11 protein-coding genes and 1 pseudogene are annotated in these 11089 nt (G+C 72.2%); 4 read left to right on the forward strand and 8 right to left on the reverse strand.

What is annotated here, in order from left to right; genetic code table 11:
• Nucleotides 1-491: pseudogene (locus tag OEY_RS29110) on the reverse strand (proteasome ATPase); the annotation flags it as partial.
• A gap of 173 nt (nucleotides 492-664) precedes the next feature.
• Between OEY_RS29110 and OEY_RS0124895 the strand changes: the two are divergent.
• On the forward strand, nucleotides 665-1147 hold the full coding sequence (locus OEY_RS0124895; protein WP_010596457.1) for a hypothetical protein: 483 nt from the start codon (nucleotides 665-667) through the stop codon (nucleotides 1145-1147).
• 24 nt (nucleotides 1148-1171) lie between these two features.
• On the opposite strand, the gene OEY_RS0124900 is transcribed toward OEY_RS0124895, so the two are convergent.
• Nucleotides 1172-2023, reverse strand: coding sequence for a tRNA (adenine-N1)-methyltransferase (locus OEY_RS0124900; protein WP_010596458.1), 852 nt, complete (start codon nucleotides 2021-2023; stop codon nucleotides 1172-1174).
• A gap of 70 nt (nucleotides 2024-2093) precedes the next feature.
• Between OEY_RS0124900 and OEY_RS0124905 the strand changes: the two genes are divergently transcribed.
• From OEY_RS0124905 to OEY_RS0124915, 3 genes are all read left to right on the forward strand, one after another.
• Entirely contained in the window at nucleotides 2094-2975 is an 882-nt protein-coding gene (locus tag OEY_RS0124905) for a RecB family exonuclease (RefSeq protein WP_010596459.1), read from the forward strand.
• On the forward strand, nucleotides 2972-3787 hold the full coding sequence (locus tag OEY_RS0124910; RefSeq protein ID WP_010596460.1) for a thioesterase family protein: 816 nt from the start codon (nucleotides 2972-2974) through the stop codon (nucleotides 3785-3787). Before OEY_RS0124905 ends, OEY_RS0124910 begins: the two co-directional genes overlap by 4 nt.
• Before the next feature lie 96 nt (nucleotides 3788-3883).
• Nucleotides 3884-5680: an alpha/beta fold hydrolase gene (locus tag OEY_RS0124915; protein ID WP_010596461.1), complete on the forward strand. Its 1797-nt coding sequence runs from the start codon at nucleotides 3884-3886 to the stop codon at nucleotides 5678-5680.
• A 22-nt stretch (nucleotides 5681-5702) separates the two neighbouring features.
• Here the strand turns inward: OEY_RS0124915 and hisG are convergent, their stop codons facing one another.
• From hisG to OEY_RS0124945, 6 genes are all read right to left on the reverse strand, one after another.
• A complete protein-coding gene (hisG, locus tag OEY_RS0124920) occupies nucleotides 5703-6566 on the reverse strand; it encodes an ATP phosphoribosyltransferase (protein ID WP_010596462.1) in 864 nt (287 codons plus the stop codon).
• Between the two features lie 105 nt (nucleotides 6567-6671).
• Entirely contained in the window at nucleotides 6672-6935 is a 264-nt protein-coding gene (locus OEY_RS0124925) for a phosphoribosyl-ATP diphosphatase (protein WP_003937712.1), read from the reverse strand.
• A gap of 60 nt (nucleotides 6936-6995) precedes the next feature.
• Nucleotides 6996-7883, reverse strand: coding sequence for a pseudouridine synthase (locus OEY_RS0124930; protein ID WP_026138018.1), 888 nt, complete (start codon nucleotides 7881-7883; stop codon nucleotides 6996-6998).
• A gap of 2 nt (nucleotides 7884-7885) precedes the next feature.
• A complete protein-coding gene (trhO, locus tag OEY_RS0124935; RefSeq protein WP_010596464.1) occupies nucleotides 7886-8746 on the reverse strand; it encodes an oxygen-dependent tRNA uridine(34) hydroxylase TrhO in 861 nt (286 codons plus the stop codon).
• A gap of 1 nt (nucleotide 8747) precedes the next feature.
• A complete protein-coding gene (locus tag OEY_RS0124940) occupies nucleotides 8748-9437 on the reverse strand; it encodes an HAD family hydrolase (protein WP_029540222.1) in 690 nt (229 codons plus the stop codon).
• The coding region (locus OEY_RS0124945) for a vitamin B12 dependent-methionine synthase activation domain-containing protein (protein ID WP_010596466.1) at nucleotides 9430-11089 on the reverse strand (1660 nt) is incomplete at its 5' end. The genes OEY_RS0124940 and OEY_RS0124945, both read right to left, overlap by 8 nt.

The following is an 11089-nucleotide window of genomic DNA, read 5'->3' on the forward strand; positions in this document are numbered from 1 at the left end:
TCCTCGTCGGCGTGTCCGACCACGAGGGCGCGGGTGCCGTCGTCGAGGACCTCGCGCAAGGTGGTGATCTCCCCGACCCGCTCGAAGCCGCCGGCTTCGACGACGGTCAGCGCCTCGTTCAACCGGACCGTCTGTCCGGAGACGAACGACTCGGGTTCGAGGTTCGGGGACACGGTGACCCGCATCTTGCGGCCGGAGGTGAACACGTCCACGGTCTGGTCGTCGTAGATGCCGAGCAGCACCCCGTAACCGCTGGGGGGCTGACCGAGCCGGTCGACTTCCTCGCGCAGGGTGATCAGCTGCTGGCGGGCCTCTTTGAGGGTGTCCATCAGCTTGCCGTTGCGCACGGTCAGGGAGTCGATCCGGGCCTCGAGGTCACGGACCTGTTCGGACGGTTCGACGAGCCGCCGCCGCAGGGCGGTCGCCTCGGCGCGCAGCGCTTCGAGTTCTTGTGCCGCCGCAACCGAATCCGGGTTCTCTGTCGAGCTCATGTGCGACTCCCTCCACTATCGGTCATTCCACGCTACCGGCAGACGGCCGACTGTGTGGTGCGACGCGAAATCGGCATGCTGCGAATGCGTGTCGGATTCCTCACGGCGGCGACCCGGGACCCCACGACCGATGTTAGCCTTGCCTTTCTCGCAGCCGGGTCGAAAGGACTTCCGTGACCACTCGCACCAGGTGGGCAGCTGCCGCCGTCGCCGCCACCGCACTGACCGCGCTGCCGGCCTGCGCCACCGGCGACTCCACCGGTGCCGGCGGGTCGTCCACCGCCGTCCAGTCCACCGCCGCCCCGTCCACCGCCGCCCCGTCCGCCGCGTCCGCGGCCGAACTCGACGCCGTGCTGGCGACGTTCTTCGACCCGGCGGTGCCGGCGGCCGACAAGACCGTGATCGTCGAGAACGGCGCGGCGCGGGCCGCGCTGCTCGAACAGTTCAACGGGGTGCTCGCCGGCTACCCGCTCACCGCCGACGTCGACACCGTCGAGTCCGTCGACGGCGACACGGTCACGGCGACCGTGCAGGTCACCGGCCCGCACGGCGGCGCCCCGATGCCGATGACGTTCGAGCGGGAGGACGGAACCTGGCACCTGGCGGACGAGAGCACCTGCCAGGTCCTGGCGATGGGGTCCCTGACCTGCCGGTGACCGAGCGCTCGGCCCCCGGCCGGATCAGCCCTTGCTCGGCCGGCGCTGCGGCTTCGGCGTGACGGTGCCCTCGGCGAGACGGCGGGCGCTGACCAGGAACGCGGTGTGCCCCTGCATCCGGTGCTCCGGCCGCACCGCCAGACCCACCACGTGCCAGCCGCGCACCATCGACTCCCACGACCGCGGTTCCGTCCAGCAGGTCTGCTCCCGCAGCGCCTCGACCACCTTCGACAGCTGAGTCACCGTCGCCACGTACACGATCAGCACCCCACCGGGCACCAGCGCCTTCGCCGCCGTCGGCAGGGCATCCCACGGGGCCAGCATGTCCAGCACCACCCGGTCGACCGGACCGTGCCGGTCCAGGTCGTAGTCCGCGACGTCCCCCACCGTCAGATCCCAGTTCCCGGGACGCTGCCCGAAGAAGGTCTCGACGTTGCGCACCGCGTGCTCGGCGTGATCCTCGCGCACCTCGTAGGACACCACCCGGCCGGTCGGTCCCACCGCCCGCAGCAGCGAACAGGTCAGCGCACCCGAACCGGCACCGGCCTCGAGTACCCGGGCGCCGGGGAACACATCACCCTCGTGCACGATCTGCGCGGCGTCCTTCGGGTAGATCACCTGCGCCCCACGCGGCATGGACAGCACGTAGTCCGTCAGCAGCGGCCGCAACGCCAGATACGGGGTGCCGTTCGTGGAGGTGACGACGCTGCCCTCGTCCGCGCCGAGCAGCGCGTCGTGCAGGATCCCGCCCCGGTGGGTGTGGAACTCCTTGCCCGCCTCGAGCACCACCGTGTACTTGCGGCCCTTGGCGTCGGTGAGCTGCACCCGGTCACCGACCTCGAACGGTCCGCTGCGCCCGAGTCCACCTGCTGCCATCGCCGTATCCACCTTCGTCCGCTCCACCGGTACCGACACCGTGTCGGTCCCGGGCCATACCCTGCCAGGTGTGAACCCGGCCGCGACCACGCCCCCCACCGACGACCGGCCCGCGGCACCGCGACCACCGGCGCTGTCGCCGTCCCGTGCCGCCGACTTCAAACGCTGCCCCCTGCTCTACCGGTTCCGGGCGATCGACCGCATCCCGGAGGTCCCGTCGCGAGCCCAGCTGCGCGGCAGTCTCGTCCACGCAGCCCTCGAAGCGTTGTTCACCCTGCCCGCCGCCGACCGGCTGCCCGCCCCGGCCGCCGAGCTGGTGGCACCGGCCTGGCGGCGGCTCGTCGAGCACGAACCCGCCCTCGCCGAGGTGATCGGCGAGGACCAGCGCGACCGGTTCCTCGCCGAGGCCCGTGCCCTGCTCGCCCGCTACTTCACCCTCGAGGACCCCACCGCGTTCACCCCCGAGGAGTGCGAGCTGCGGGTGGAGACCGACCTGGACGACGGGCCGCGGCTGCGCGGCTTCGTCGACCGGCTCGACATCTCCCCGCAGGGCCTGCTGCGCGTGGTCGACTACAAGACCGGCCGCTCCCCCCGGCCCGACGGCGAGGCGGCGGCACTGTTCCAACTGAAGTTCTACGCCCTGGTGATGCTGCGCACCCGCGGCGTGGTGCCGGCGCGGCTGCGACTGCTGTACCTCGCGGACGGACAGGTGCTCGACTACACCCCCGACCAGGACGAGCTGCGCCGCTTCGAGACCACCCTGCGCGCCCTCTGGGCGGCCGTGCGCACCGCGACCGACGCACGGGACTTCCGGCCCAACCCGGGACCGCTGTGCCGGTGGTGCGATCATCGGGTGCGGTGCCCGGCATTCGGCGGCACCGCCCCGCCCTATCCGGACCGCCCGGACGAACACGCCGGTGCGGACCGCACCGAGGAGGAGACGAACGAGTGAGCGACGCGGCGTACTTCGTGCCGATCGACGGGAGCAACCCCAGCGCCGACGTCGAACGCTTCCAGCCCACCGCGCACACCGTCAGCACGTGGGCACCGACGATGCAGCACGGCGCCCCGCCGTCCGCGCTGCTGGCCCGCGCCCTCGACCGCCACGGCCGACGACCCGACGCCCGACTGACCCGCATCTGCGTCGAACTGCTCGGCCCGGTGCCGCTGACCGAGATCGAGGTCCGCACCCGCATCGACCGCCCCGGCCGCAAGGTCGAACTCGTCGTCGCCGAGCTGTGGGCCGCCGGCCCCGACGGCACCGCCCGCGCCGTGGCCCGCGGCACCGCCTGGCGCATGCAGACCACCGAACTGCCCGAGGTCGCTCACACCGCCGACGCGCCGCTGCCGCCACCCGCTCGCGGCACCGTCGAACACCCCGACGCCGACTTCTGGCAGACCGGGTTCGTGCGCACCCTGGACTGGCGCACCATCACCCCCATCGGGGCGCCCGGGCCGTCGGCAGCGTGGCTGCGCACCGACGTCGCACTCGTCGAGGGCGAAGCCCCCACCCCCGTGGAGCGGCTGTTCACCGTCGCCGACGTCGCCAACGGTGTCGGCTCCAAGCTCGACCCCGCCGAGTGGACATTCCTCAACACCGACCTGACGGTGCACCTGTTCCGGGAACCGACCGGCGAATGGATCGGCATCAGCGCCGAGACCTCCACCGGCCCGGACGGGGTGGGCATGACCGCCGGCGTGCTGTACGACGAGGACGGCGCCGTCGGACGGATCGCGCAGACCGTGCAGGTCCGCCCCCGCTGACCTCGCCGCGGGCACCGACCACCGATCACCGGGCGGACGCCCGCGGACCGTGCCACACTCGACCGGACATTTCGGTCGGCGCCAGGGGAGGACGACATGCCCGCGACCGGTCCCCACCGCCGAGCCCGCGCCGCCACCGCCGCGCTGCGCACGGCACCGTGGTGGACGTCCGTGCTCCTCGGACTCGTCTGTCTGCTGCTCGGCCTGCTGCTCACGACGAGACCGCTGACCTCACTGTCCGCGCTGGGCCTGCTGATCGGCCTGGCCGCGATCACGGCCGGCGCCGCCGACCTGCTCGCCGCGCACCGCTCCCACGCCGGTGCGGCGGCCATCGCCACTGCCCTCGCCTGGATCGGGTTCGGCATCGTCGTCCTCGCTTGGCTCGGCCGGGCCCTGGATCTGCTCGCCCCCGCCGTCGCGCTCGCCCTCGTCGTCGGCGGCGCCCTGCGTCTGGCCCGCGCCGCCCGCGGCGACCTCGACGAGCGACTCACCACCGCAGTCCTCGGCCTCGCCGACATCGTGTTCGGTGTCCTCGCCTGGCGCTGGCCCGACGTCACGGTCCTCGTCGTCGCCTTCCTGTTCGGCATCCGCACCGTGTTCTTCGGCCTCACCCGCATCGGCGACGGACTCGCCGCCCTCGACGACCGCACCCCCGGCCCCACCCCGACGGCGCCCCGCCGCACCCCGGCCCGGTACCGGCGACCGGCCGTGGCGGTTCTCGCGCTGCTCGTGGCCGTCGCCGCAGCCGGCGTCGCGGTCCGCCTGCGCGCCGGCTCCCCCGTCGTCGACGCGTTCTACACCGCACCGCACCGGATGCCCGATCATCCCGGCGCGCTGCTGCGCGCCGAACCGTTCACCCGCGCCGTCCCCGACGGCGCCGAGGCCTGGCGCATCCTCTACACCACCACCCGCGACGACAACCAGCCCGCCGTGGCCAGCGCCCTGGTCGTGGTCGCGAAGAACGCCCCGCCCGGACCTCGACCGGTGATCGCCTGGGCCCACGGGACCACCGGTTTCGCCGAACCCTGCGCGCCCACCCTCCTCGACGACCCGCTCGGCGCCGGCGCCCTGCCCGCCGAGTCCGCGCTCCTCGACCGCGGCTGGGCTCTGGTGGCCACCGACTACGTCGGCCTGGGCACCGCAGGCCCGCACCCGTACCTGATCGGGCAGGGCGAAGGACGCTCGGTGCTCGACGCTGTGCGCGCAGCCCACCGGCTCGACCACCTCGACCTCGCCGACCGCACCGTCGTGTGGGGGCACTCGCAGGGCGGGCACGCGGCCCTGTGGGCGGGGCTGCTCGCCCCCACCTACGCCCCGGACACACCCGTCGCCGGGATCGCCGTGATGGCCCCCGCCAGCGACACCGTCGCGCTGACCACCGGACTCGACACCGTTCCCGGCGGCGGCGTGTTCGCCTCGTACGTCCTCGCCGCCTACACCGCGGTCTACGACGACGTCGACGGCGACACCTACGTCGGGCCCGCCGCCCGCACCCTCGTGCGCGAGATGGCGACGAGGTGCCTGTCCGAACCCGCCGTCTACGTCTCGGTCCTGTCGGCACTCTCGCTCAGTCGCGACCGATCCGTGCTGCGCACCGACCCCACTACCGGACCCCTCGGCCGCCGCCTCGCGGAGAACGTCCCCACCGGCACGATGGCCGTGCCCGTCCTGCTCGCGCAGGGCGCCACCGATTCCCTCGTCACCGCCGCCGTGCAGGACGGCTACGTGCGCGACCGCTGCGCCGAGAACTGGGCCCTGGACTACCGCACCTATCCCGGCCGGGACCACCTCGGGCTCGTCGCCGAGGACTCCCCGCTCGTACCCGACCTGCTCACCTGGACCGAACAGCGTCTCGCCGGCACCGCCGCCCCCGGCACCTGCCCCGGGCGCTGACGCGCCGGGCGCTCGGCCGCGGCTACTCGACGCCGCGCATCGCGCGGCACGACCGGATGTCCGTGGCCAGGATCGCCCGCGCCCCGATCCCGGCGAGCCGATCCATCACCGCGTTGTGACCCTTGCGCGGCACCATCGCCCGCACCGCCACCGACGAATCGTCGGCCAGCGGGGAGATCGTCGGTGACTCCAGCCCCGGCGTGATCTGCACGGCCTCGTCGAGCACCGGCTTGGGGCAGTCGTAGTCGAGCATCACGTACTGCTGCGCGAACACCACGCCCTCGATGCGGGCGACGAGCTGATTGCGCGCCGAATCCCCGCGGCTCGCGCCCTCCTGTTCGATCAGCACACCCTCCGAGTCGCACAGCGACTCCCCGAACGCCACCAGATCGTGCTGGCGCAGCGTCCGGCCCGAGCCGACGACATCGGCAATCGCGTCGGCGACGCCGAGCTGAATGGAGATCTCCACCGCACCGTCGAGACGGATCACCGTCGCCTCGATCCCCCGCGCCGCCAGGTCCCGCCGCACCAGATTCGGATACGAGGTGGCGATCCGCAGACCGGCCAGATCCTCGACCTTCCAGTCCCGGCCCCTGGGCGCGGCGTACCGGAACGTGGAGTACCCGAAACCCAGCGCGAGACGCTCGGTGACCGGCGCCGCCGAATCCAACGCCAGATCGCGGCCGGTGATCCCCAGATCGAGCTCGCCGGACCCGACGTAGATGGCGATGTCCTTCGGGCGCAGGAAGAAGAACTCGACGTCGTTGACCGGGTCGATGACGGTCAGATCGCGCGAGTCGGTGCGGCGCCGGTATCCGGCCTCACGCAGGATCTCGGCGGCGGACTCGGACAGCGAGCCCTTGTTCGGAACTGCGACGCGCAGCATGGACGGTCCTTTCGGCAACGGTGCGAACAGCAAGGGGCGGGAAAACGTGCGGGAGGTCTCGCGGGCACGACGGCCGGCCACGGGCCACGGCCCGGCGGCGCGCCGTCACAGGTGCTTGTAGACGTCCTCGAGCTTCAGTCCCCGGCCGACCATCAGCACCTGCACCCAGTACAGCAACTGCGAAATCTCCTCCGCCAGCTGTTCGTCGCTCTGGTACTCGGCGGCGATCCACACCTCGCCGGCCTCCTCGATCACCTTCTTGCCCTGGGCATGGACCCCGGCGTCGAGGGCGGCGACGGTGCCGGACCCCTCGGGACGGGTGACGGCACGCTCGGACAGCTCGGCGAACAGGGAATCGAAGGTCTTCACGGGGGTTCATTGTTTCATGACCGCGGCACGCTCCCGCACCCAGTGTCCCCCGCCGGACCGTCAGAACCCGAGGGTGAGGCCGCTGTCGAACCGGCGCCGCCGCCCGGTGCGCGGATCGTCGAACTCGACGGTCCGCGCCAGCAGGCGCAACGGATCGGAGAAGTCGTCCGGCGCGCGGCGCCGCAGCCGCGGATAGAAGTTGTCCCCCACGATCGGCGCGCCCAGCGAGTTCAGGTGCAGCCGCAGCTGGTGGGTGCGCCCGGTCCGGGGATGGAGCCGGTACCGGGCCAGCGCGCCGCGCCGCTCCACCAACTCGATCCACGTCTCGGAGTTGGCCTCGCCGGGCTCCTCCACCGCCGTGAGCTCACCGTGCCGCTTCCGGATGCGGCTGCGCACCGTGCGGGGGAACTCGAGTCCGGGCCGGTAGGGGGCGATCGCCTCGTACACCTTGCGCACCCGCTGCCGTTCGAACAGCTGCTGGTACAGCCCCCGCAACGCCGGGTCGACGGTGCACAGCAGCACGCCCGCCGTCATCCGGTCCAGACGGTGCACCGGCACCAGCTCCGGCAGACCGAGTTCGCGGCGCAGCCGTACCACCACCGTCTCCCGGATGTGCGCGCCCCGCGGGATCGTCGCCAGGAAGTGCGGCTTGTCCACGACGACCAGCCCCTCGTCGCGGTGCAGGACGGTCACCGGGAACGGCACCGGCACCTCCGGCGGCGGCTCGCGGTAGAAGTACACGAACCGGCCCGGCTGGTAGCCGGTGTCCTCGGTCACCGGCCGGCCGTGCTCGTCGACGAGTTCCCCGGCCGCGACGTGGCGCTGCCAGTCCTCACCGGGTTCGGCGCGGTGCAGGAACCCCAGGATCGTGCGGGCCGGATCGGTCACCGGCAGCCGCAGCCGATCGGGGCCGAGACCGTCGCGCACCGGCAGCGGCGGCGCGGCCACGGTCAAGGCCCGGCCGGGTCCGGCACGCACGCCTCGCACACCAGGCTCAGCTCCCGGCCGTTGATGTCCGGGTGGTTGCGGTAGCGCGAGGTCGGGGCCCCGCACACCGCGCACCGCCCCAGCACCGCCGCCGCGTCCGAGAACTCGACGTTCATCCGGCCGTCGAAGACGTACAGCGAACCCTCCCACAGCCCGTCGTCGCCGAACGTCTCGCCGTAGCGGACGATGCCGCCGTCGAGCTGATACACCTGCTCGAACCCGCGGTTGCGCATCAACGCGGACAGCACCTCGCAGCGCACCCCGCCCGTGCAGTAGGTCACCACCGGCCGCGACTTGAGATGGTCGTAGCGGCCGCTGTCGAGCACCGACACGAACTCGCGCGTGGTCGCCACGTCCGGCACCACCGCCCCACGGAACCGGCCGATCTGCGCCTCGAACGCGTTGCGTCCGTCGAAGAACACCACCTCGTCGCCGCGCTCGCCGATCAACTCGTGCAGCCCGTGCGGCGACAGCGGCACACCACCGCCGACCACCCCGTGCTCGTCGACCTTCACCTCGTGCGGCGCCCCGAACGTCACGATCTCCGGCCGCACCCGCACCGACAGGCGCGGAAAGTCCCGCCCGGTCCCGTCCGACCATTTGATGTCGGCGTCGGCGAACGGCGCGTACGCGCGGGTGCCGCGCACGTACCGCTTCACGGCGGCGATGTCGCCGCCGACGGTGGCGTTGATGCCGTGCTCGGAGATGAGGATGCGGCCGGTGAGCCCGTTCGACGCCGCCAGGGTGTGCTGCCACAACCGGATCGCCTCCGGATCGGCCAGCGGGGTGAACCGGTAGAACAACACGATCTTCGGGATCGCCACCTCAGTACGCTCCGGGCAGGTGCAGCGCGTGCAGGTCCGCGACGGTCAGCCCGTCCAGACTCTCCCGGAACACCCGTCGCGGCGAGCCGGGCACCTCCGTCAACGACGGCACCACCAGCACCGTGCAGCCCGCGGCCTCCGCGGCCGCCGCCCCGGTGGGCGAGTCCTCCACCGCCAGACAGTGCACCGGATCGAGACCGAGCAGCTGTGCCGCCCGCAGGTACGGCGCCGGGTCCGGCTTGCCGGCCGGCACCTCGTCGCCGCACACCGAATGGTCGAAGTGCTCGCGCCCCAACGTGTCCAGGGCGAACTCGCACAACGCCCGGTCGGTGTTGGTCACCAGCGCGGACCCGAGCCCGGCGGCGCGCACCGCCCCCAGCGTCCGGCGCGCCCCGGGCCGCCACGGCAGGCCCTGCGCGAACAGCTCCCCCATGCGCCCGTACAGCCACGCCTTCGCGGCGGCCAGGGCGTCGGGGTCCGGGACGAGATCGAGCGACTCGAACACCGTCCGCAACGCGAACGCGCTCGACGCCCCGATCGTCGCCCGCCGTGTCTCGTCCGTCATGGGCGCGCCCAGGCGCAGCGACAACTCCCGCATCCCGATGTCCCACAACGTTTCCGACTCGAGCAGCGTGCCGTCCATGTCCCACAGGACCGCTCGCAGCGTCGACGTGGCCACCGCGCTAGACATTGAAGTACTTCGCCTCCGGGTGATGCAGGACGAACGCGTCGGTGGACTGTTCCGGATGCAGCTGCAGCTCCTCCGACAGCTCCACCCCGATCCGGTCCGGCTCGAGCAACTCGACCAGCTTGATGCGGTCCTCGAGGTTCGGGCACGCCCCGTACCCGAACGCGAACCGCGCCCCGCGGTAGCCCAGCTTGAAGAACTCGGCCACGTCCGCCGGATCCTCCTCGGCCAGGTTGTGACCGCCGGCGAGCACCAGCTCCTCCCGGACCCGCCGGTGCCAGTACTCGGCCAGCGCCTCGGTCAGCTGCACGCCGATGCCGTGCACCTCCAGGTAGTCCCGGTAGGAGTTCGCCGCGAACAACTCGTTCGCGAAGTCCGCGATCGGCTGCCCCATCGTCACCAGCTGGAACGGCAGCACGTCCACCTGCCCCTTCGCCCGCGCGTCCGCCCGCGACCGCACGAAGTCGGCGATGCACAGGAACCGGCCGCGCTGCTGCCGCGGATAGGTGAACCGGTACCGCTCGGCGGCGTCCGGATGCGGCTCGGCCAGCACCACCACGTCGTCGCCTTCCGACACCGCCGGGAAGTACCCGTACACCACGGCGGCGTGCGCCAGGATCCCCTCGGTGGACAACCGGTCGAGCCAGTACCGCAGCCGCGGCCGGCCCTCGCTCTCCACCAGCTCCTCGTACGTCGGCCCGTCCCCGGTGCGCTGCCCGCGCAGCCCCCACTGTCCCAGGAACAGCGCCCGCTCGTCGATCAGGCCCGCGTAGTCGGCCAGCGCCACCCCCTTGACCACCCGGGTGCCCCAGAACGGCGGGGTGGGCACCTCGAGGTCGGCGGCCACATCGGAGCGTTCCGGCACCTCCACCGGCGTCTCGGCGGCCTTGCGCTTCTCCGCGATCCGCTTGGACCGCTCGTGCCGCGCCTTGCGCTCGGCGGCCTTCTCCTTCGCCGCGACCGCCTCCGGGCTGTCCGGCGCCGGGCCCTCGCCGCGCTTGACGGCCATGACCCGGTCCATCAGATGCAGCCCCTCGAACGCATCGCGCGCGTAGGACACCTCACCGTCGTAGATCTCGGCCAGGTCGTTCTCGACGTACGAGCGGGTCAGCGCGGCACCGCCGAGCAGCACCGGGAACCGCTGCGCCACCCCGCGGTGATTGAGCTCCTCGAGGTTCTCCTTCATCACCACGGTCGACTTCACCAACAGCCCGGACATGCCGATCACGTCGGCGTTCTTGTCCACGGCCGCGTCCAGGATCGTCGCGATCGGCTGTTTGATGCCGAGGTTGACCACCTCGTAGCCGTTGTTGCTCAAGATGATGTCGACGAGGTTCTTGCCGATGTCGTGCACGTCGCCCTTGACGGTGGCCAGCACGATCCGGCCCTTGCCCTCGTCGCCGGTGGACTCCATGTGCGGCTCGAGGTACGCCACCGCCGCCTTCATCACCTCGGCGGACTGCAGCACGAACGGCAGCTGCATCTGCCCCGAGCCGAACAGCTCCCCGACCGTCTTCATCCCCGACAGCAGCGTGTCATTGATGATCGCCAGCGGCGGCGTCGTCTGCATCGCCTCGTCCAGATCCGCCTCGAGCCCGTTGCGCTCGCCGTCGACGATCCGCCGCTCGAGCCGCTCGAACAGCGGCAGGGCCGCG

Source organism: Rhodococcus sp. P14, from assembly GCF_000256505.1.
GTDB lineage: Bacteria > Actinomycetota > Actinomycetes > Mycobacteriales > Mycobacteriaceae > Rhodococcus > Rhodococcus ruber.